This window comes from Mumia xiangluensis (assembly GCF_010994095.1).
Classification (GTDB): domain Bacteria; phylum Actinomycetota; class Actinomycetes; order Propionibacteriales; family Nocardioidaceae; genus Mumia; species Mumia xiangluensis.
Genome location: NZ_WJYO01000001.1, coordinates 769,881 through 789,836, shown reverse-complemented (window position 1 = coordinate 789,836; position 19,956 = coordinate 769,881). Strand labels below are relative to the sequence as shown.

The window sequence follows — 19,956 nt, the reverse complement described above, 5'->3', positions numbered from 1 at the left end:
ATCACAGCGCCGGCAGAATCCGTCTCAAAGATCCAGGTCGAACGCGGCTCGGATCGCCTGCGCCAGGTCGCTTTCCTGGGATTCGAGCAGATAGCCGATCTGCCGTCCGACCGATTCCACGGGCACGGTCACGATGTTGTCGCAGCTCACGACACTGTCGTGGTCGAGTCCGTTGATCGAGCCGACAGGCACCTCGGTCGACAGCCCGCGAACCGTGCTCGTGATCGGAGCAACGGTGACTCGGCTGAGATGGGGACGAACGACCTCACGGGTCAGGATCAGCACTGGCCGCGTCTTGTCGAGACGGGCCATGTGGATCGGACGCATCAGTCGAGGTCGTCCATCGACACGCCGGCCGCGAACCCTGCGAGTCCGTCCATGTCGTTGTCTCTCCGTGAAGCAGCGAGGATCGCAGCGTCGCGTTCGGCGACCTTGCGGCGCTGCTCACGCTGGAGCGCCCGAGCGACTACTGCGGCACGGCTCGGTGCGTCGCCCTGTCGCACGAGTTCGTCCACAAAACCGACGAGTTCATCGTCCAAACGCACAGCGATCTGGGTGGTCATACCAGGACGGTACCACTGTGGGATTCATCTGCTGGGTCTCGATCGCTTCGCGCCTCGACCAGCGGAGGTAGGTGGTCTCGATACGCCCTCGCCTAGCGGCTCGGGCTACTCGACCAGCGGAGATCTCGGCGGCTCGGGCTACTCGACCAGCGGAGGGTGGTCTCGATCGCTTCGCGCCTCGACCAGCGGGGGTCTCGATCGCTTCGCGCCTCGACCAGCGGCCGGCGACCGGCTCAGCTCGCCGCGAGGGCCACTCCGTGGCGGCGGGTGACGGAGAGGATCGCCGCCATCGAGTCCTCGACCGGCCGGTCCGCCGGCACCGAGCTGGCGAAGTCCGCGAAGAATCGCCCCGCGCCGTCGCCGGAGGTGATCGCCACGAACCGCGCGGACTCTCCGACGACGCCGAACGTACTCGGTGTCCCGGCCGGGAAGACAACGACTCCGCCGGGCTCTACCTCGTACGTCGTGCCGTCGACGACGGCGGTGATCTTGCCCTCGATCAGGAACAGCACGCCGGTCCACGGCGACACGTGCGGCGGCGCCATCGGCGCGGCAGGCGCGATCATCTCAAAGACCTCGAAGGCCCCACAGTCGTCGTGGATGGCGACTTTCGCGACGTGGTCGCCGTCGATCATCGGGTAGTGCTGACCCTCTCCGGGCTGGACGTAGACAGTGTTCATGGCTCCTCCTCGGGCTGCGTACGTTCAGCCTCGAGCGACGGAGCGGCGGGGATGCGAGTAGTGCCCTACTCGACTCCGAGGATGTCCGCCATCGCGGCGCGCTCGGAGACGCCGAGCTTGTGGCCGGCGCGGTAGAGGTGGCCCTCGACAGTCCGCACCGACACCGTGAGCCGCTCGGCGATCTCCTTGTTCGACAACCCGCGAGCAGCCAGCTCGGCGATCTCCCGCTCACGGGCGGTCAACGGGAGAGGCCGTGCCGCGACCGCCAGCGCCGGCGTACGAGCACCGGACCTTCCGGAGAGCTTCTCCGCGAGGGCCGCGGCAGAGAGCGCGGAACCCTGCCGTCCGTGCCGGCGGTGCTGGTCGGCCGCCTGAGCCGCCGCATCGCCGGCGGCGACGAGGTCGCCAAGTCGGAACCATGCGTCGGCAACCTCGAGGAGCGCGTCGCCGTCTCCATCCGCCCAGGCTCGGGCATGGTCGCGGGCCACCGCGGCGCGGGGCCCAAGGTCGGTGAGTTCCGCGAGGGCAGCCACCGCGGCAGATGCGTCGCCGAGCTGGACCGCGGTCTGCCAGGCGAGCACCTCGTACGCGGGGGTGCCCATCCGGCGTGCGAGGTCAGCGGCGGCGACGGCGTGCCCGACTGCCTCGGTCGTGGATCCATCGGCCGCCGCCACCCATGCCCGTGCGAGGAGGTCGTCGGGAAGGAAGAGCCGGTACGCCGGGTGCTGCTCGGCGGCGATACCGGCCAGCAGAGGGGCGGCCTGCTCCGCCTCGCCAGCCTGTCCGAGCGCCGTCGCCAGCAACGTACGGCAGCGGAACCGGAACTCGTGCCCCGAGTCCGCCAGCCCGGCCCACGCCTCGCGCAGCGCGAGCAGCGCGTCGGTGACGCGGCCTGCGGCGAGGGCGGCATGCCCGGCGACGACCAGGCCCATCAGCCGAGCCGGACCTGGAAGGTCGGCCGACGCCGCCTGCATCCTCCGCGCCTGCGCCTCGGCCACGTCGGGCGTACCCGCGAGGCGGTGGCCGAGCACCTGCAGGTCCGCGAGCCCGAAGCCGGGGATGCCGGTGGGTACGCGGTCGGCGGTGAGCCCGCCCACGACCGCAGCCTCGTCGAGCAGCGCACGTTCGCCGGTAACGGCGGCCGCTGCGGACACGGCGGACGCGACCAGGATGCGGGCCAGGTCGTCGGGCAGCTCCTCGCGCAGCAGCGCCGGACCCCGGTCGAGAACGGGCGCCAGGTCCCCGACAGCGGCGGACCACGCCAGCGACATCGCTGCGACGTACAGCGGCGCCGCCCCGGTCACCTCGGCCGCGGCCAGCGCCTCGTGCGCGTCGTCGGCACGCGCCATCGTCCAGAGGAGATTGCCGGTGCGGTGGAGGTGCGCCATCGCTCGCGTCCCCGCGTCCGGTGCACTCGCCGCGAGGTCGGTGAGGATCGCTTCGGCCTCGTCGCCGCAGCTGAGCCAGGACAGCGCTCCTGCGTGCACGAGTCGGGCGAGCGGGTCGCCGGTGGCGGCGGCCGCGCGGGCCAACCGCTCGGCCAGCGGCAGGTCGTACAGGTGCGTCGCCGCCTCGGCGGCCCTCAGGAACAGCGCCGGATCCGGAGGTAGGTCGGAGTCGAGGGTGAGCACGGCCCTCGGGATCGGGTCCGGCTCCGCGTCGAGGGTCTGCGCGACCCGGCCGCGAAGCCGGCGCGCGCGCAGCGTACCCATCGTGGCGCGGCGGACCTCGCCGTACAGGGGGTGCGCCAGCCGGGCGACCACGCCGTCGGTACGCACCAGGCCGCGGCCCTCGGCCTGCTCGAGGTCGGCAGGCGAGGTGAGCGCGGACAGCGTCGGGACCGCCACCGGCTCGGCGAGCGCGACCACGTCGACGACCTCCTGTACGCCCGCAGCGAGGGCGCCGATCTCGCGCTCCAGCAGGTCGGTCAGCTCCGGGGAGATCGCGAGCTCGCTCGTCCACCGCCAGATGCCGGACGTCGGCGCGAACCGGCCCGCCGCCACCTCCCCGGCCAGCAGGTGCCGCAGGAAGAGCGGGCTCCCCTCGGTCAACGTCCACAACCGCTGCGCGGACGCCGAGTCGACCGGACCGCCGAGCACCCGAGCGACCAGGCCGGTGGTCTCCGTGACGTCGAGCGGCTTCAGGTCCAGGCGCGGGAGGTGGTCGTCCTTCCACAGGGAGGTCACGGTGTCGGGAGCGGACTCCCCGGTACGGAGGGTGACCACGACCGGGGCCAGCCGTCGTACGACCAGGCGGTGCAACACGATCGCGGAGTGCTCGTCGAGCAGGTGCGCGTCGTCGACGGCCAGCACCAGCGGCTGCTGTCGCGCGAGCTGGTCCAGCGCGCGGCCGATCGCTTCGGCGGCGTCGCCGGTCGGGACGTCGAGGAGCCCCGCGAATGCACCCAGCGGGAACGGACGGGCGGCCGCGCTGCCGTGGGCCCACAGGACGGTCGTGCCGCGACCTTGGGCGGCCGCCACCGCCTCGCGGGCGAGCCGAGTCTTGCCGAGCCCCGCCGGACCCGCCACCACGATCCCCGCCGCACCGGGCCGGATCGCCGCCGCGACCCTGCGCAGCTCCTCGTCCCGGCCGGTGAGCGGCCACGGCCGCTCCATGGCGTCAGGCTAGTGCGGACGGGATTCGAGTACCGCTCTACTTGCACCACCTGTCGCGGTCCGCGCGAAGGTCGGTGGATGAGCACTCGTACCGTCCTCGTCACCGGCGCCGGCCGCGGCATCGGCCGCGCCATCGCCGTACGTCTGGCCCGCTCGGGTTGGAACGTGTACGGCGGGGTCCGCACCGACATCGCGGGCAAGGAGCTGGCCGCGGAGTCCGACCGGATCACGCCGGTCGAGCTCGACGTCACCGTGCCCGAGCACGTGGCCGCGCTCGACCGCGACCTTCCCGAGCGACTCGACGCGCTCGTCAACAATGCCGGCATCGCGGTCGCCGGCCCGGTCGAGACGCTGTCCCGGGACGCGATGCACCACCAGTTCGACGTGAACCTCATCGGGCCGCTCGCGCTGACCCAGTCGATGCTGCCGCGGCTGCGCCGTACCCGGGGCCGGGTCGTGTTCATCTCCTCGATCAACGGCCGGGTGTCGTTCCCGTTCACCGGGATCTACAACGCCTCGAAGTACGCGACGGAGGCGGTGGCCGACTGCCTGCGGGTCGAGCTGCACCCCTTCGGCGTGCAGGTCGGACTCGTCGAGCCGGGCGTCATCGACACCGACCCCTGGCACGAGATGGACCAGGTCATCGACCAGCTCGAGGCTGGCCTCGACGCCGAGCAGCGCGCGCTCTATGCGGCGCAGTTCGCCGGTGAGCGGGTGCTGGTGGGGAAGATCCGGAAGAACGCCAAACCGCCCGAGCGCGTCGCCGCCGCCGTCGAGCGCCAGCTCACCCGGCGACGGATGCGGCCGCGCACTGTCGTCGGCGGGGACGCCCGGATGATCCTCGCGATGAAGGCGCTGCTGCCGACCCGCGGCCTCGACGCGGTGTGGCGGCAGGGGGTTGGAGGGTGAGGGGGGGTTTCGACTCGCTGCGCTCGCTCAACCAGCGAGGGGAGCGCGCCACTCAACCAGCGAGCCGGGGGTTTCGACTCGCTGCGCTCGCTCAACCAGCGGGCGGGAGGGCGCTCGCTCAACCAGCGAGCGGGGGGTGCTCAACCGACGGTGGTGCGGCGGGAGCGGTGGAGGAGATAGAAGAAGTAGGGCGCGCCCACCAGCGCGGCGAGCAGGCCGGCCGGCAGCTGCGTCGGCGCAGCCACGGTCCGCCCGAGCATGTCCGCCAGCACCAGCAGGATCGCGCCCAGCAGCGCTGCCACCGGGATCACCCGCAGGTGCCGCCGCCCGACCAGCGACCGCGCCGCGTGCGGAGCCACCAGACCCACGAACGCCACCAGCCCGATCGCCGCGACCGCCGTCGCCGTCAGCAGAACCGCGCACGTCAGCAGGACGAACCGCGCCCGCCCCGGCCGTACGCCCAAGACACGAGGCGTGTCCTCGTCGATCGACAACAGATCGAGGTAGCGATACCCGATCACCACCGCCGGCACGAGCACCACGATCGCGAGCATCATCGGCACCAGGTGCTCGTACGACCGCCCGTACGTCGACCCACCGAGCCAGGTCAGCGCCTTCGACGCGTTCCACGGGTCCGTCGTCACGATCAGCAACGACACGATCGCCTTCGCCGCGAACGACACGCCGACACCGATCAGCACCAGACGGTCAGTCGCGAACCCACCACGCGCCGCCAACCCGAACACGATCGCCGCCGCCACGAGCGCACCGATGCCCGACGCCCCGGCCAGCGCCCAGAACGACGCGAGCGGCACCAGCGTCACGACGATGACCGCACCCACCGACGCGCCACCGGCGACGCCGATGATCGTCGGGTCTGCCAGGGGATTGCGCGTCACGGCCTGGATCGCCGTACCCGCCACCGCCAGCGCGACACCAGCCAGCAGCGCCGCCACGACACGCGGCACGCGAGCGCCCATCACGTTCGTGACGATCGGCCCGGAGTTGCCCGTCGCCCAGTTGATGAGGTCGCCGAGCAGGAACATGCGGTCGCCGACCAGCACCGCGACGACGCACAGCACGAACAGCAGGACCGCCAGCACCGTCACGATCAGCCACGGGTGCTTCGAGCCAACCCCGCGCACGTCCAGCGCGTTCGACGCGTCGTCGAGGCGCGACGCGCGAAGCCGGTACGCGAACCACACCAGCACGAGCGCACCGAGCAGCGACGTCACGACACCCGTCGGCACCTCGACCGCCGACTGCGACCCGAGCACCGCCCGAATCAGCACGTCCGCGCCGAGGATGATCGCGATGCCGGCGAGACCCGCCACGAAGATCAACGCACGGTGCCGGTGCAGACCCGGAACGACCGGCGCGGCCAGCCGCACGAGCGCCGGCGCCGCGAGACCGACGAACCCGATCGGCCCGGTCAGCGTCACCGCCGCCGCGGACAGTGCGATCGCCACCACCAGCACGACGAGCTGCGTCTGCCGCACCGGGATGCCGAGTGAACGGGCCGCGTCGTCGCCGAGGACGAGCACGTCGAGCCGGTGCGCGTACACGACGAGCACCGCCAGGCACGCCACGACGACCGGCGTCATCAGGCGGACCGAGTCGAACGCGTTCTGGCTCAGCACCCCCGACTCCCACGCCTGGATGCCGCGCGACTCCATCGGGTTGAGGATGATCAGCGTCGTCGCGATCGACATGAGCACCATCGCGACGACGGTGCCGGCGAGGACGAGGCGTACGGTGCCGTACTCCGTCCCCGCCAGCACGAACACCAGCGCCGCCGCGGCGAGACCGCCGACGAACGCCAGCACGAGGTCACCGAGGATCAGCCCCGGCAGTCCCACCGTCGCGCCGACCGTCAGCGCGAGATACGCACCTGCGTTGACGGCCAGCGTGTCCGGCGAGGCCAGCATGTTGCGCGAGATCGACTGCAGCACGCAGCCGGCCGCGCCGAGCGCCATACCGACGACGACCGCCGCCGCGACCCGCGGGAGCCGCGAGTCGACGATCACCGCGGACGCCTGCGCGTCGGCCGAGCCGGTGACCCACCGCCAGAGATCGCTGACCCCCACCGCCGCCGTACCCTGCACGACGTCGATCGCGGCGAGCACCACGACGAGGCCGAGCAGGAGCACCACCGTGAGCGCGAGCGTCCACGGAGACTTCCGCGGCTCGTCGAGCTGGGGTGGTTCGGAACCCGTGACGGCGGGTTCGGCGGTGAGGGTCATCTCGAGATCGCTTCGGGTGGGTCAGCTCAGGTCAGGTCAGATCAGGCGACCGTGTCCTCGACGGCGTCGAGGAAGGCCTCCATGGACGCCGGGCCACCGAACATCCAGATGCTGTCGGGCAGACGCGTCACGTTGCCGGCCTCCACGAACGGGAGCGACGTCCAGACCTTGTTGTCCTTGAGCGCATCGGTGTACGGGTCGGCCTCGGCGTCGTTGCCGATGTACCAGTAGAGCGTGTCGTCCGGGAGCTTCGTCAGACCCTCGACGTCGGTCTGGCCGAGCCCGTACGCCGGGTCGCCCTCGATGCCGATCGCGCTCCACGGGTTCGCGAAGCCGAGCTCCTTGAGAATGCCGCCGATCTGCGATCCCTCGAGGTACGGGCGGACCGAGACCGAGCCGCCGGCGTCGTACGCGTCGTTGAACGCGACCGGCTTGCCAGCGGCATCCGATGCCTCGACGGCCTTCTTGGTCTCGGCGAGCGCCTCGTCGAAGTCGGTCTTGAGCTCCGCGGCCTCGTCCTCGGTACCGGTGACCTGCGCGACGAGGTCGACGTTCTTCCACATCTGACCGATCGGGTCCTTGGCGTCGCCGCCGGGGACGACGATGACCGGCGTGGTCTTCTCGATCTGCGCGATCGCGTCACCGACGAGCTGGTCGGTCACGAGCACCACGTCGAGGTCGAGCGAGGCGAGCGTGTCGATGCTGGGCTCGCCGCGGGTGCCGATGTCGGTGGCGTCGCTGTCGAGCTCGACCGACTGGTCCCACGTCTCGAAGCCCTTGACGTCGGACACGCCGACCGGCTGGACGCCGAGGGAGATCAGGTACTCGGTGGTGTTCCACTCCGTCGTCGCAATCCGCTTGGCGGGAGCGTCGAGGGTGACTTCCTCACCGCGGGCGTCGGTGACCGTGACCGGGCCGGCCGAGGTGTCGGTCGACGAATCGTCGCCGTCGCTGTCCTCGGTCGTGCCGCAGGCGGCGAGCGACAGGGCGAGCGTCGCCGTGGCGGCAACGAGCAGTGAGCGGGAACGCTTCACGTCCGGTTTCTCCTTCGATGGGGTTATGCAGAGGTGGGCTGAGGGGTGGCGCCGGCGCGCCGGTGGTGACGCGCACGGGCGCGCGTACGGAGGTGGCCGTCGAGGGGGTCGACGTGGACGTCGACCGTGACCCCGTACGCCGGGCTGAGCAACTCGGTCGTCAGCACCTCGTGCGGGGCGCCGACCGCGGTGACGCGGCCCTCGACGAGCAGGACGACCTCGTCGGCGACGGCCGCCGCCTGGTCGAGGTCGTGCAGGACGATCCCGACCGCGATGCCGTGGTCGTCGGCGAGGTCGCGGACGATGTCGAGAAGCTCGACCTGGTAGCGCAGGTCGAGGTACGTGGTGGGCTCGTCTAGCAGGAGCACCGGCGTGTTCTGCGCGAGGCAGCTCGCCAGCCAGACGCGCTGCGCCTGGCCGCCCGAGAGGGTGTCGACGCCACGGTGCGCGAGGTCGGTGACACCGGTCATCGCCATCGCGCGGTCGACGATCGCGGGCCCGTCGGGGTCGCCGCTGCCCCACCGCGAGCGGTGCGGGTGGCGGCCGTACGCGACGACCTCCCGCACCGTCACGCCGCCCGGCGCCGACCGTCCCTGGGACAGCAGCGTGAGCCGGGTGGCGAGCTCCTTGGCCTTGAGATCGTCGACGGACCGACCGTCGCCGAGCCGGATCGTGCCGTCCGCGGCGGTGTGCAGGTGCGCGAGCGTACGCAGCAGCGTCGACTTGCCACTGCCGTTCGGACCGATGAGTGCGGTGACGCGACCGGGCACGAGCGCGACGCTGACGTCGTCGACGACGACCGTCGAGCCGTACGACGCGCGCACGCCCTCGGCGGTCAGCTCAGGTGCGCGATGGTTGCTGGTCACCCGACCAAGGTAAGGCATACCTTGCCGTGCGCGAAATGGTGGGGCAGTGTGATGTGGAGCGTCGCCATAGCATGAATTGCTATAGTTCCTGTGTGACGACGCGCGGAAGCCTCCTCCGCCACGTGATGACCGAGACGGGCACCACGCAATCGATGCTGTCCCGGCTGAGCGGAGTGCACCAGCCAAGCATCAGCCAATTCCTCTCCGGGAGGGTCGATCTGAGCGACGGCCAGCTCGATCGGCTCCTCTCATGCATGGGCTACCGGCTGGAGGTCGTCCGACGCCCGGTCGTACCCGAGCTGACCCGATCCGAACGACGATCGTGGCGGCTGCACCGCCAGCTGTCGTGCCACCTCACGCCCGACACGCTGGAGGAATGGATTCCGCGACTCGAACGCAATCTCGATCGGGAACGAACGTCGGTCCGAGGCGAACGACATCTCAGAAACGTCGACCGGTGGGAGTCGCTCATCGCGAACCGCGACGTGCTCGGTCTCCACCGCGTCATGACAGGTCTTGATCGTGACTCGATCGAGATGCGTGAGGTCTCGCCCATGGGCGGTCTGCTGCCGGAATCCGAGCGACTGGACGTTCTCAGGGACCTGCGGCGGGCAAGCTGATGCGACGCGATCAGCTCGAGCACGCCATCCGGACCGCGTGCCAGATCATCGGCCGACCCGAGGTCATCGTCGTGGGATCACAGTCGATTCTCGGAACGTACGACGAAGACCAGCTGCCGGATGCAGCCACAGCCTCGAGGGAGGTGGACATCCTGCCGATCGCCGAAACCAACGAAGAGACTGCTCGACTGGCCGATGAGATCGAAGGGGTGGCGGGGGAGTTCTCTCCGTACGAAGAAGCCCACGGCTTCAGCATCGACGGGGTCGACCTGGAGACGTCCGCCCTCTCCGAAGGCTGGAGAGATCGACTCGTCAGGGTGCAGAACCCCAACACTGCCGCCCCTGGTGGCGAGCCGGTGTTCATCGGATGGTGTCTCGACAAGGAGGATCTCTGCGTCGCGAAGCTCTGCGCTTTCCGCGACAAGGATCGCGAGTTCGTCGGCGCATTGATCCAGGTCAATCTTGTCGATCGAGAGGTGATCGCCGAACGGTTGTCCACAGTCCCGGAGCGGTACTCGGCGGCGGCGGCGCGGGCTCTCGCCTGGCTGCCAGCACACCCCACCTGAGGCGTCACGTACGCCGCAACGGGTCGGTCTCGAACGACGCCTTGAGCGCGTCCATCACCGTCGTACGTTCTCGAAGCGCGAACCGCCGGAAGATCGGCGCCGCCATCCGGTAGGCGCCGTACAGGTTCAGTTGCGCACGGTGGCGGACGAGCGTTCTGTCATCGCCTGTCGCCGACAGCTGGTAGCCGGGCCAGCCCTCGGCCTTGAGCGTGCCCTTCTTCGACTTCTCCCACCAGTGGAACACCACCGTCGTCGGCGCTTCGAACTCGACGACATCGCCCGGCGTCTCGCCGAGCCTCGTCTGGTCGACGAACGTCGTCCCCAGCCCGACCGCGCCCGGCGACGTCTGGCGCGTCCCTCTCAGGATGCTGCCCTTCGCCGGCATCCACTCGCCATAGCGATCGATGTCGACCAACCGCGCGAACACCCGGTCGATCGGCGCCGCGATCGTGCGCTCGATGACGAGCTCGATGGACGTCACCCCTCGAGGATGCGCCTGCGCGAAGGTCGCGAGCAAGCAGATGTCGAAATCCGTCGGCCCCGTTCGGCGTACGGGTGAGAGGCCGTTCGGCACTAGGGTCGAACCGGCCCGATCGACTACTTGGAGGACACCATGCGCACACTCATCGTCACCGCATTCGTCTCGCTCGACGGCGTCATGGAAGGACCCGGCGGCGAGCCCGGCTACCGCAACTCCGGATGGACGTTCAAGGACGTCGAGTTCGACGAGGCCGCGTACGAGATCAAGGGCCGCGAGCAGGAGGAGACGACGGCGCTGCTGCTCGGCCGCAAGTCGTACGAGGCCTTCGCGCCGGTGTGGCCGACGATGGAGGAGTTCGCGGAGTACAACGCGATGCCTCGCTACGTCGTCTCGACCAAGCTCGAGGGTGATGACGACCGCTGGCCCGCGACGATCCTGCGCTCGCTCGACGACGTCGCCGCGCTGAAGGAGACCGAGGGCGGTCCGATCGCCGTGCACGGCAGTGCGACGCTCGGGCGCTCGCTGGCCGACGCCGGACTCGTCGACCGCTACCACCTGCTGGTGTTCCCGCTGCTGCTCGGCGCGGGCAAGCGCCTGTGGAGCGACGCCGACAAGGACACGACGAAGCTGCAGCTCGTGGAGCACGAGGCGTACGGCAACGGCATCCAGAAGCAGGTCTTCGACGTCGTGAAGTAGGGCGGGGTCGCTGCCCCCTCCGCCGGTCGAGTAGTCCGGAGCGCCAGCCCCCTCCGCTGGTCGAGTAGTTCGGAGCGCCAGCGGAGGACGTATCGAGACCCCGTCTCGATCGCTTCGCGCCTCGACGAGCGGGAGACTGAGCCTCATGGCGTACGACGAAGAGCTGGCGGAGCGGATCCGCGCGGTGGTCGCCGGCGAGGCGGCGCTGGCCGAGCGGCGCATGTTCGGAGGGCTCGCGTTCCTGATCGCGGGCCACATGGCAGTCGCTGCGAGCGGGCAGGGCGGTCTGATGGTGCGCGTCGATCCGGACGAGACCGAGGCGCTCGTCGACGGGCTCGGCGTCGAGCCGATGGAGATGCGCGGGCGCGAGATGCGCGGCTGGCTGCGCGTCTCGGACGACGCCGTACGCGACGACGCCGCTCTCACCGAATGGGTCGGCCGCGGCATTGCGTACACCCGGTCGCTCCCCGCGAAGTAGGCGAGCATGAGCAAACTCGACCTCTTCGCCGGGATCTATGTGAGCGACCTCGACGCGGCGACCACCTGGTACGCCCGCCTCCTCGGCAGCGACGAGGCGTTCAGGCCCAACGACGTGGAGGCGGTGTGGGAGCTCGCCGAGCACCGCTTCCTCTACGTCGAGCTCAAGCCGGAGCACGCCGGCCACTCTCATGTGACCGTCTTTCTCGAGGACTTCGAGCCCGCCGTCGACGCGATCAGCGCCCGCGGCATCGAGCCGGCCCAGCGGGAGACGTACGAGAACGGCGTCCGCAAGTGGACCTACCGTGACCCGGACGGCAACGAGATCGGGTTCGGCGGCGGGCCGACGGAGGACCCCGACGGCACGCCGTAGCGGGACTATCCCGCACGAGGCCGCGGTTGCACCTCACCATGACGACGAGCGCGCCCACCGCAGTACGGCATGACACGTTCACGGTGACGATCGACGTGCCCGCACCGCCGTCGCGCGTGTGGGAGGCGTTCGCGGACCCGGCCGTACGCCGCCGCTGGTTCCGGCTTCCCGGTCGGGACGCGACGTACAAGCATGACTTCCGCGTCGGCGGCGGCGAGTCGGCACGCAGCACGTTCCGGACGCTCGACGGGACCGCGGAAGGGGTCGCGTACGACTCCCGCTTCGTGGACCTCGCTCCGGCGCGGCGGATCGTGCTGACCTACGAGACGCACGTCGACGACGTGCTGCGCTGGACCTCGCTGGTCACCGTCGCGCTCGACGCGACCGAGAGCGGCACACAGCTTCGGTGGACCGAGCAGGTCGCGTTCGTGACACCCACCGGCGACGGCGCGCACGACCTGCCGCACGTGCGCGGCGGGATCAGGCTCCAGCTCAACGGACTAGCGGCGGCGCTGGAGGGCTGACGTCCTACCCATCGGTGGGGAACAGGTCGGCGACTGCCTTCACGAGGCTCAGGATCGCCTTCGCGTCCTTCGAGACCGCGGCCATCTCGCTCAGCTGGGCGCGCCAGTCGAACGCCGGGGCACGATCGATCCGCGCTGCCTCGGCCGAGGTGACCTGCGACGCCACAACCCCGAGGTCGCCGCAGGCCTGGACGACGCGGTTGCACGCCTCGACCGCGGGCAACGTGGCCTCCACCCACTGCCCCCCGACCGGCCCCGGTGGCGGTTCGGGCAGCGGCACCAGAAGAACAGTGACGGTGTCGCCGGGCACCGGGAAGTGCACGGCGACGACCTGCACGCCGTTGATCAACCCGGCTCCGTAGCGGGCGAGCGCGACGGCCTCTGCCGCGTTCTGCTCGAGCAGCATCGCGCCGGCGCTTCCTGGCGCCGAGCGGCCGAGAGTGAGGGCGAGGCTCATGTCGTCGGTGATCGAGAGCATGACGTGCGGGAGCTGCGGGTTCGGGTCGATCCACCAGCGGACCCAGCCGCCCACGTCTGACGTCGCCTCGACCTCGACCATCGACTCCGTACGCCGGAAGCGGTGACCGTCGAGCTCGATGAACGGCTCCGACTCAGCCTCCGCGGTATGCCAGTAGCGGCTGAGATCAGCGGTCGCGACCTGGGGCACTCTCGCGAGCGCAGCGATCAACCGACCGCCCCCGAGACCATCGTGCCCGTGCACCATCTCCACAATGTGTGACGCAGGCGGCGCCGTCGTGAGGCGTTTGCGTGAGATGCATTCGTCGATCGAATAGCGCGGAGCCCACCACCCCGCCGATCGAGCAGCGCGCAGCCCACCACCCCGCCGATCGAGTAGCGCGGAGCCCTGGCGGAGCGCGTATCGAGATCCGTTCACCGGTCTCGATACGTCCTCGCCTAGGGGCTCGGACTACTCGACCAGCGGGGCGGGGTGCGGCCCAGCGGGGGCGGGGTGCGGCTCGGACTACTCGACCAGCTGGGGCGGGGTGCGGCTCGGGCTACTCGACCAGCGGGGCGGGGGCGGCGGCTATCGCGCGAGGAGGCCGAGGAGCAGCGCCACCCGATCCTCGGCGACGTCGAGCCGCGCCCCGGTCAGCTCCTCGACCCGCGCCATCCGGTTGCGCAGCGTGTGCCGGTGGACACCGAGCGCGCGCGACGCCGTCTCCCACGAGCCGTTGTGTCGCAGGAACACCTCAAGCGACTCCACCAGCACACGATCGCGCTCCGTGCTGCCCTCGAGCAGGGGCGCCAACGGCGACTCGGCCAGCGCGGCAACCCGCGCGCGTACGGCGTCGTCGGCGAGGATCGCCTCCAGCGTCAAGGTCCCGTACCAGCCGACCCGCTCGTGCGACGCCCGCGCCGACGCCGCCGCGTGCGTCGCGCCCGACCGGCCCGCCGCAGCCCTCGCCGTCGGCAGTGCGCCACTGACTCCGACGACGACGTCGTGCCTGCTCGCCCGGGCGAGGGCGTCCACCACTGCTTCGACGCTCGCGTGCGCGTCCTGATCACGGACGAGCACGAGGACGTCGTCGCCGGAGCGGGCCTCGACGTGCGCGACCGACTCCGCGTCCAGCGCGTGCGCGACGACGTCGAGCGGCGCCGTACGACCGTGGCCGGGTGCTGCGAGCACCATCCGCACCCGGTCGGCGGGCTCGAACCCGAAGTGACCCAGGTGCCGCACGACCGCAGGTGCGACGACGTCGGTGTCGAGGAGCAGCTCCAGGACCGTCGCGCCCAGCCGGTGCCGCGCGTCGACCAGCTCGCGCGGCCGCTCCCGCTGGAGGGTGAGCAGCGACGCCGCCTGGTTCAGCAGCAGGCGGTCGCCCACCGAGATCGCCCCCGGGACCTCGACCGCCAGCCACCCGCTCGCCCGCTCGAGACCACCGAGCCGCTGCACCGCCAGGGTGCTCTCCCCGGAGACGACCGTGGCACTCGCGGGGCCCGGTCGCGCCGCGAGGCTCTCTACCTCGATGGCGACCCGCCCCATGAGGACGTCATCCGCGCCCGCGACGGCGACCGTGGTCTCGAACTCGTCGAGCACCACGACACCGGCGCCGAGCTCACGCGCGAGCGCCGCGGTCAGCCCCGCCGTACCGCCCTCCAGCGCAGCCCGCGTCATCTGCTGCTGGAACGCGAACGCGCGCCGGGTCACCGCGTTCTGCAGCTCTGCCTGCCGCGCGGCGACGGCCTGCGTGATCGCCACGAATGGCGTCGGCAGCGGCACCTCCACCAGCGGCATCCCGACACGACGGCACGCCTGGCGCAGGCCGACCGGGATCGTCTCGAACCGGACCCCGACGCCGAAGGCGAGCCCCACCACACCTGCCGCGGCGAGCCGGTCGACGTACGCCGCCTGCTCGGCGCGTGCCCGCGGCATCCGCAGGCCGGTGGTGAGGACCAGCTCGCCGCCGCGCAGGAAGGGCGTCGGGTCGAGGATCTCGATCGAGTGGGCCCAGCGGATGGCGACGGAGGTGGGGTGGGGCGGGGAGGGGGTTTCGACTCGCTGCGCTCGCTCAACCAGCGGAGGAAGCGGCGGGGAGGGGGTTTCGACTCGCTGCGCTCGCTCAACCAGCGGAGGGAGGGCCGGCTCGGCCAGCGGAGGGAGGGGCGCCTCGACCAGCGGAGGAAGGGGCGCCTCGACCAGCGGAGGGAGGGCCGGCTCGACGAGCCGTAGCGCGAGCTCCTCCTGGTCGAGCAACCACGCCAGCGGGACGTCGTACGCGTCCCAGGGCGGCGTGGGCGACATAGACATAGTGTCCATGCTAGGCGCATCTGGCACTCCCTTTTGTCAGGGTCGCCACCCGTCGCCGCCCTCCTAGCGTGCTAGTCATCCGTGCGCGGCGACGGCGCTGCGCACCTAGTTCGTTTCCAGGGAGACTCCCGTGACGGCATCGCATCTCGACCCCACCGACCCCCGAGGTTCCACCCATGACGCTGACGACGCGCACCTGGCGTCGCTCGGCTACCGGTCCGAGTTCAAGCGCGACATGAACCTGTGGGGCAACTTCGCCCTCGGGTTCACCTATCTCTCGCCGGTCGTCGGCGTGTACTCACTCTTCGCCAGCTCGCTTGCGCAGGGCGGTCCGCCGATGATCTGGGCGATCGTCCTCGCCGCCCTCGGCCAGCTCCTCGTCGCGCTGGTGTTCGGCGAGGTTGTCGCGCAGTACCCCGTCGCCGGCGGCGTTTATCCGTGGGCGCGCCGCCTGTGGGGCCGTCGCTGGGCTTGGATGACCGGCTGGGTCTACATGATCGCGCTGACCGTCACGATCGCGTCGGTGTCGTACGGAGCGGGTCCGTTCGTCGCGATCGTGATCGGCATCGACCCCACGACCGCAGTGACGATCTGGTGCGCGATCGGTCTGATTCTCGTCACCACGCTGCTCAACCTCGGCGGGACCAAGCTCCTCGCCAAGATCGCGTTCTTCGGCTTCGCCGCGGAGCTCGTGGGCGCGATCGTCGTCGGCGTCTGGGTGCTGCTGACCGAGCGCCACCACAGCATCGGCGCGCTGTTCGACACCTACGACGTGCAAGGCAGCGGCTCGTACTTCCCCGCGTTCGCTGCAGCAGCGCTGCTCGGCCTCTATCTGTTCTACGGGTTCGAGGCCTGCGGCGACGTCGCCGAGGAGGTCAAGGACCCGGGACGCCAGATCCCGAAGGCGATGCGGATGACCATCTACGTCGGCGGCGCCGCGGCGTTCTTCATCACGTTCGCGCTCATCCTCGGCGTCCCCAGCTTCGCCGCGGTCTTCGCCGGTGAGGATCCCGACCCGGTCTCGACGGTCCTCGAGAATGCGTTCGGATCGGTGGGCTTCCGCATCGTGCTGGTGATCGTGCTGATCTCGTTCCTGTCGTGCGTGCTCAGCCTGCAGGCAGCCGCGAGCCGGATGATCTACGCGTACGCCCGCGACGACATGATGCCGGGCAGCCGTCTCCTCAAGACGTTCTCGCAGGCGCGGCACGTCCCGCCGTACGCGCTCGCACTCGCCGCGCTCATCCCGATCGTGGTCATCGTGGGCTCGCAGGTCTCCGACGACGCGCTCGTACGGATCATTTCGTTCGCGGCCTTCGGCATCTACCTGGCGTTCATGATGGTCGTCGCCGCCGCCCTCCGCGCCCGCCTCAAGGGCTGGAAGCCGTCCGGCAAGTTCACGCTCCGCGGCTGGGGGATGCTCGTCACCGCCGCAGCCCTGATCTACCAGGTGCTCGCCTCGCTCAACATGATCTGGCCGCGCACCCCCGACGTGCCCTGGTACGACAACTGGATCGTCGCCCTCGGCGCCGCGATCGTCGTCGGCGTCGGCCTCGTCTACATGCTCATCGCCAAGCCGTACCGCCACTCCGACGCCGCCCACGGGGACGCCGTCAACACCGCCACCCGCTACCCAGGAGAGTCCGCATGACCGACACCGTCCACGTCCAGAACTTCGTCGACGGCGCGCTCGTCGACACCCGCGACGGACGCCGTACCGACCTCGTCGACCCGACCACCGGAGAGAAGTACGGCGACGCGCCGCTGTCCGGCGAGGCCGACGTCGACCTCGCGTACGAGTCGGCGGCCAAGGCCTTCGACACCTGGCGGCGCACCACGCCGTCGGAGCGCCAGCACGCTCTCCTCAAGATCGCCGACGCGATCGAGGCGCGTGCGGAGGAGCTCGTCGAGGCCGAGAGCCGCAACACCGGCAAGGTCGTCCCGGTGACCATGGCGGAGGAGATCCCGCCGATGGTCGACCAGATCCGGTTCTTCGCCGGTGCGGCCCGCGTCCTCGAGGGACGGTCGTCCGGCGAGTACATGGCGGGCCACACCTCGTGGATCCGTCGCGAGCCGGTCGGCGTCGTCGGGCAGGTCGCGCCGTGGAACTACCCGATGATGATGGCCGTCTGGAAGTTCGCGCCGGCGCTCGCCGCGGGCAACACGGTCGTCCTCAAGCCGAGCGACACCACGCCGGTGTCGACGGTGAAGATGGCCGAGATCGCGTCCGAGTTCCTCCCCGCGGGCGTGCTCAACGTGGTCTGCGGCGACCGTACGACGGGGGCTGCCGTCGTCTCGCACCCGACGCCGGCGATGGTGTCGATCACCGGCTCGGTGGGTGCGGGACGGCAGGTGGCTGCGGCTGCGTCGACCGACCTCAAGCGCGTCCACCTCGAGCTCGGCGGCAAGGCACCGGTCGTGGTGTTCGACGACGCCGACATCGCCGCTGCGGCCGAGGGCATCGCGATGGCGGGCTACTTCAACGCCGGCCAGGACTGCACCGCGGCGACGCGCGTCCTGGTCCACCCGCGCGTCCACGACGACTTCGTCGCGGCCCTCACCGAGCAGGCGAAGGCCGCCGCGACGTCGTACGAGAAGGGTCGTCACGACGAGGACGTCTGGGTCCCGCCGGTCAACAACGCGAACCAGCTCGAGCGCGTCCTCGGCTTCCTCTCGCGGGTGCCCGACCACGCGACCGTCACCACCGGCGGCCAGCGGCAGGGCGACCGCGGCTTCTTCGTCGAGCCCACGGTCATCGACGGGCTGCAGCAGGAGGACGAGCTGATCCAGAGCGAGATCTTCGGCCCCGTCATCACCGTCCAGACCTTCGAGCACGAGGACGAGGCCATCGCGAAGGCCAACGGCGTGCCGTACGCCCTCGCGTCGTCGGTGTGGACCAAGGACCTCGGTCGCGGGCTGCGCATGTCCAACGCGCTCGACTTCGGCTGCGTCTGGATCAACACCCACATCCCGCTCGTCGCGGAGATGCCGCATGGTGGATTCAAGCACTCCGGGTACGGGAAGGACCTGTCGATGTACGGCCTGGAGGACTACACGCGGATCAAGCACGTGATGGCCAACCTCGAAGGATGATGACGATGACCGAGCAGAAGCGACTCCTCAAGACCGCGATCCCGGGCCCGCGCTCGGTGGAGCTGCACGAGGCGCGCTCGAAGCACGTGCCTCGAGGGTTCGGCATCACGCTGCCCGTGTTCGTCGACCACGCCGACGGCGCGCTGCTGGTCGACGTCGATGGCAACCAGATCATCGACCTGGGCTCCGGCATCGCCGTCACGAGCGTGGGTGCCGCGGCGCCGCGCGTCGTCTCGCGGGTGGCCGAGCAGGCGGCGAAGTTCACGCACACCTGCTTCATGGTGACCGAGTACGAGGGGTTCACCGAGGTCGCCGAGGCGCTCAACCGACTGACGCCCGGCGACCACGACAAGCGCACCGCGCTCTTCTCGACGGGCGCGGAGGCGGTGGAGAACGCGGTCAAGATCGCGCGCGCGGCCACCGGGCGGCCGGCGATCGTGGTGCTCGACCACGCGTACCACGGGCGCACCTTGATGACGATGACGATGACGGCGAAGAACGTGCCGTACAAGGAGGGCTTCGGGCCGTACGCTCCGGAGGTCTACCGCGCGCCGATGGCGTACCCGTACAGGTACGACGGCGACGAGAAGGCCTGCGCGGCCGACGCGCTGGCGAAGCTCAAGGACATCGTCCTGACGCAGATCGGCGCGCACAACGTGGCGGCGATCGTGGCGGAGCCGATCCAGGGCGAGGGCGGGTTCATCGTGCCGGCCGAGGGGTTCCTGCCTGCGGTGGTCGAGTTCGCGCGCGAGCACGGGATCCTGTTCGTCGCCGACGAGGTCCAGACCGGGTTCGCGCGGACGGGCCGCATGTTCGCGAGCGAGCACGAGGGCATCGTCCCCGACATCGTGACGACGGCGAAGGCGCTCGCGGGCGGCATGCCGTTGTCCGCGGTCACGGGCCGCACCGAGATCATGGACGCCGTCGCACCGGGCGGGATCGGCGGCACGTACGCCGGCAACCCGGTCGCCTGCGCGGCGGCGCTCGGCGCGATCGAGACGATCGAGAGCGAGGGCCTGGTCGCGAGGGCGGCGGAGATCGAGCAGCGCGTGAAGCCGCGACTCGAGGCTCTGCGTGCAGACACCGGCGGCGTGATCGGTGACGTCCGCGGGCGCGGGGCGATGCTGGCGATCGAGCTCGTGGAGCCGGGGACGAAGGATCCGGCGCCGCGGTTCGCGCAGGCGCTCGCGAAGCACTGCCACAGCGAGGGCGTGCTGATCCTGGTGTGCGGGACGTACGGCAACGTGATCCGGCTGCTCCCGCCCCTCGTGATCAGCGACGACCTCCTCGACGACGCGCTCGGGGTCCTCGAGGCGGGAGTGCGGGGGCTGTCGTGACCGGCCGCCCCGCCCGCCCCGTCCGCCCCGTCCGCCCCGGCCGCCCCGCCCGCCCCGTCCCCGATTTGGGCACTTCGGTGCGGAATCCGACCCGGAAATCCTCACCAAACTG

20 protein-coding genes are annotated in these 19,956 nt (G+C 70.7%); 10 read left to right on the top strand and 10 right to left on the bottom strand.

Annotated elements, in window-relative coordinates:
• Positions 1-24 precede the first annotated feature (24 nt).
• From GH747_RS03625 to GH747_RS22375, 4 genes are all read right to left on the bottom strand, one after another.
• Entirely contained in the window at positions 25-327 is a 303-nt protein-coding gene (locus GH747_RS03625; RefSeq protein WP_149768169.1) for a type II toxin-antitoxin system PemK/MazF family toxin, read from the bottom strand.
• Complete coding sequence (locus GH747_RS03620; protein ID WP_149768168.1) at positions 327-563, bottom strand: ribbon-helix-helix domain-containing protein; 237 nt, start codon at positions 561-563, stop codon at positions 327-329. The genes GH747_RS03625 and GH747_RS03620 overlap by 1 nt, the downstream gene beginning before the upstream one ends.
• A 233-nt stretch (positions 564-796) precedes the next feature.
• Positions 797-1,243, bottom strand: coding sequence for a cupin domain-containing protein (locus tag GH747_RS03615; RefSeq protein WP_149768167.1), 447 nt, complete (start codon positions 1,241-1,243; stop codon positions 797-799).
• A 65-nt stretch (positions 1,244-1,308) separates the two neighbouring features.
• On the bottom strand, positions 1,309-3,858 hold the full coding sequence (locus GH747_RS22375; RefSeq protein ID WP_149768166.1) for a LuxR C-terminal-related transcriptional regulator: 2,550 nt from the start codon (positions 3,856-3,858) through the stop codon (positions 1,309-1,311).
• Between the two features lie 78 nt (positions 3,859-3,936).
• On the opposite strand from GH747_RS22375, the gene GH747_RS03605 reads away from it, so the two are divergent.
• Positions 3,937-4,767, top strand: a complete 831-nt coding sequence (locus tag GH747_RS03605; RefSeq protein WP_149768165.1) for an SDR family oxidoreductase — start codon at positions 3,937-3,939, stop codon at positions 4,765-4,767.
• Between the two features lie 140 nt (positions 4,768-4,907).
• Here GH747_RS03605 and GH747_RS03600 read toward each other — a convergent pair whose 3' ends face one another.
• From GH747_RS03600 to GH747_RS03590, 3 genes are read right to left on the bottom strand one after another with little or no spacing between them, the layout of a single operon-like run.
• On the bottom strand, positions 4,908-7,010 hold the full coding sequence (locus GH747_RS03600; protein ID WP_149768164.1) for an iron ABC transporter permease: 2,103 nt from the start codon (positions 7,008-7,010) through the stop codon (positions 4,908-4,910).
• Between the two features lie 41 nt (positions 7,011-7,051).
• Positions 7,052-8,044: an ABC transporter substrate-binding protein gene (locus GH747_RS03595; RefSeq protein ID WP_149768163.1), complete on the bottom strand. Its 993-nt coding sequence runs from the start codon at positions 8,042-8,044 to the stop codon at positions 7,052-7,054.
• A 23-nt stretch (positions 8,045-8,067) separates the two neighbouring features.
• The gene (locus tag GH747_RS03590; protein WP_228552758.1) at positions 8,068-8,910 is read right to left on the bottom strand and encodes an ABC transporter ATP-binding protein; all 843 of its coding nucleotides are present in this window, start codon (positions 8,908-8,910) and stop codon (positions 8,068-8,070) included.
• Between the two features lie 92 nt (positions 8,911-9,002).
• On the opposite strand from GH747_RS03590, the gene GH747_RS03585 reads away from it, so the two are divergent.
• On the top strand, positions 9,003-9,530 hold the full coding sequence (locus tag GH747_RS03585; protein ID WP_228552757.1) for a helix-turn-helix domain-containing protein: 528 nt from the start codon (positions 9,003-9,005) through the stop codon (positions 9,528-9,530).
• Complete coding sequence (locus GH747_RS03580) at positions 9,530-10,096, top strand: DUF6036 family nucleotidyltransferase (protein ID WP_149768161.1); 567 nt, start codon at positions 9,530-9,532, stop codon at positions 10,094-10,096. Before GH747_RS03585 ends, GH747_RS03580 begins: the two co-directional genes overlap by 1 nt.
• A gap of 4 nt (positions 10,097-10,100) precedes the next feature.
• On the opposite strand, the gene GH747_RS03575 is transcribed toward GH747_RS03580, so the two are convergent.
• Positions 10,101-10,577 (bottom strand): SRPBCC family protein, encoded by a 477-nt coding sequence (locus GH747_RS03575; protein WP_149768160.1) that lies wholly within the window; start codon positions 10,575-10,577, stop codon positions 10,101-10,103.
• Positions 10,578-10,709: 132 nt separating this feature from the next.
• Here GH747_RS03575 and GH747_RS03570 point away from each other — a divergent pair, with 132 nt between their 5' ends.
• From GH747_RS03570 to GH747_RS03555, 4 genes are all read left to right on the top strand, one after another.
• The gene (locus tag GH747_RS03570) at positions 10,710-11,273 is read left to right on the top strand and encodes a dihydrofolate reductase family protein (protein ID WP_149768159.1); all 564 of its coding nucleotides are present in this window, start codon (positions 10,710-10,712) and stop codon (positions 11,271-11,273) included.
• A gap of 145 nt (positions 11,274-11,418) precedes the next feature.
• Complete coding sequence (locus GH747_RS03565) at positions 11,419-11,751, top strand: TfoX/Sxy family protein (protein ID WP_149768158.1); 333 nt, start codon at positions 11,419-11,421, stop codon at positions 11,749-11,751.
• A 6-nt stretch (positions 11,752-11,757) separates the two neighbouring features.
• Positions 11,758-12,123 carry a VOC family protein gene (locus GH747_RS03560; protein ID WP_149768157.1) on the top strand — a complete coding sequence of 122 codons (366 nt, stop codon included), beginning with the start codon at positions 11,758-11,760 and terminating at the stop codon, positions 12,121-12,123.
• Positions 12,124-12,206: 83 nt separating this feature from the next.
• Positions 12,207-12,647, top strand: a complete 441-nt coding sequence (locus GH747_RS03555; RefSeq protein WP_205602742.1) for an SRPBCC domain-containing protein — start codon at positions 12,207-12,209, stop codon at positions 12,645-12,647.
• A gap of 4 nt (positions 12,648-12,651) precedes the next feature.
• On the opposite strand, the gene GH747_RS03550 is transcribed toward GH747_RS03555, so the two are convergent.
• Together GH747_RS03550 and GH747_RS03545 are read right to left on the bottom strand one after the other, a co-directional pair.
• A complete protein-coding gene (locus tag GH747_RS03550; protein WP_149768155.1) occupies positions 12,652-13,371 on the bottom strand; it encodes a hypothetical protein in 720 nt (239 codons plus the stop codon).
• Between the two features lie 321 nt (positions 13,372-13,692).
• Entirely contained in the window at positions 13,693-15,417 is a 1,725-nt protein-coding gene (locus tag GH747_RS03545; protein WP_163695274.1) for a PucR family transcriptional regulator, read from the bottom strand.
• 130 nt (positions 15,418-15,547) lie between these two features.
• On the opposite strand from GH747_RS03545, the gene GH747_RS03540 reads away from it, so the two are divergent.
• The 3 genes from GH747_RS03540 to gabT are packed head-to-tail and all read left to right on the top strand — an operon-like array spanning position 15,548 to position 19,844.
• Positions 15,548-17,065, top strand: a complete 1,518-nt coding sequence (locus GH747_RS03540; RefSeq protein WP_228552756.1) for an APC family permease — start codon at positions 15,548-15,550, stop codon at positions 17,063-17,065.
• A complete protein-coding gene (locus tag GH747_RS03535; RefSeq protein ID WP_149768153.1) occupies positions 17,062-18,507 on the top strand; it encodes a gamma-aminobutyraldehyde dehydrogenase in 1,446 nt (481 codons plus the stop codon). The genes GH747_RS03540 and GH747_RS03535 overlap by 4 nt, the downstream gene beginning before the upstream one ends.
• A 5-nt stretch (positions 18,508-18,512) precedes the next feature.
• The gene (gene gabT, locus GH747_RS03530) at positions 18,513-19,844 is read left to right on the top strand and encodes a 4-aminobutyrate--2-oxoglutarate transaminase (protein WP_456085348.1); all 1,332 of its coding nucleotides are present in this window, start codon (positions 18,513-18,515) and stop codon (positions 19,842-19,844) included.
• Positions 19,845-19,956: the final 112 nt, after the last annotated feature.

Bases quoted from the DNA above. Each gene is read 5' to 3' on its own strand.
- GH747_RS03565 (WP_149768158.1), top strand. From the start codon at position 11,419: ATGGCGTACGACGAAGAGCTGGCGGAGCGGATCCGCGCGGTGGTCGCC.
- GH747_RS03625 (WP_149768169.1), bottom strand. From the start codon at position 327: ATGCGTCCGATCCACATGGCCCGTCTCGACAAGACGCGGCCAGTGCTG.
- gabT (WP_456085348.1), top strand. From the start codon at position 18,513: ATGACCGAGCAGAAGCGACTCCTCAAGACCGCGATCCCGGGCCCGCGC.
- GH747_RS03560 (WP_149768157.1), top strand. From the start codon at position 11,758: ATGAGCAAACTCGACCTCTTCGCCGGGATCTATGTGAGCGACCTCGAC.
- GH747_RS03620 (WP_149768168.1), bottom strand. From the start codon at position 563: ATGACCACCCAGATCGCTGTGCGTTTGGACGATGAACTCGTCGGTTTT.
- GH747_RS03580 (WP_149768161.1), top strand. From the start codon at position 9,530: ATGCGACGCGATCAGCTCGAGCACGCCATCCGGACCGCGTGCCAGATC.
- GH747_RS03535 (WP_149768153.1), top strand. From the start codon at position 17,062: ATGACCGACACCGTCCACGTCCAGAACTTCGTCGACGGCGCGCTCGTC.
- GH747_RS03570 (WP_149768159.1), top strand. From the start codon at position 10,710: ATGCGCACACTCATCGTCACCGCATTCGTCTCGCTCGACGGCGTCATG.
- GH747_RS22375 (WP_149768166.1), bottom strand. From the start codon at position 3,858: ATGGAGCGGCCGTGGCCGCTCACCGGCCGGGACGAGGAGCTGCGCAGG.
- GH747_RS03550 (WP_149768155.1), bottom strand. From the start codon at position 13,371: ATGGTGCACGGGCACGATGGTCTCGGGGGCGGTCGGTTGATCGCTGCG.
- GH747_RS03605 (WP_149768165.1), top strand. From the start codon at position 3,937: ATGAGCACTCGTACCGTCCTCGTCACCGGCGCCGGCCGCGGCATCGGC.
- GH747_RS03545 (WP_163695274.1), bottom strand. From the start codon at position 15,417: ATGTCTATGTCGCCCACGCCGCCCTGGGACGCGTACGACGTCCCGCTG.
- GH747_RS03615 (WP_149768167.1), bottom strand. From the start codon at position 1,243: ATGAACACTGTCTACGTCCAGCCCGGAGAGGGTCAGCACTACCCGATG.
- GH747_RS03600 (WP_149768164.1), bottom strand. From the start codon at position 7,010: ATGACCCTCACCGCCGAACCCGCCGTCACGGGTTCCGAACCACCCCAG.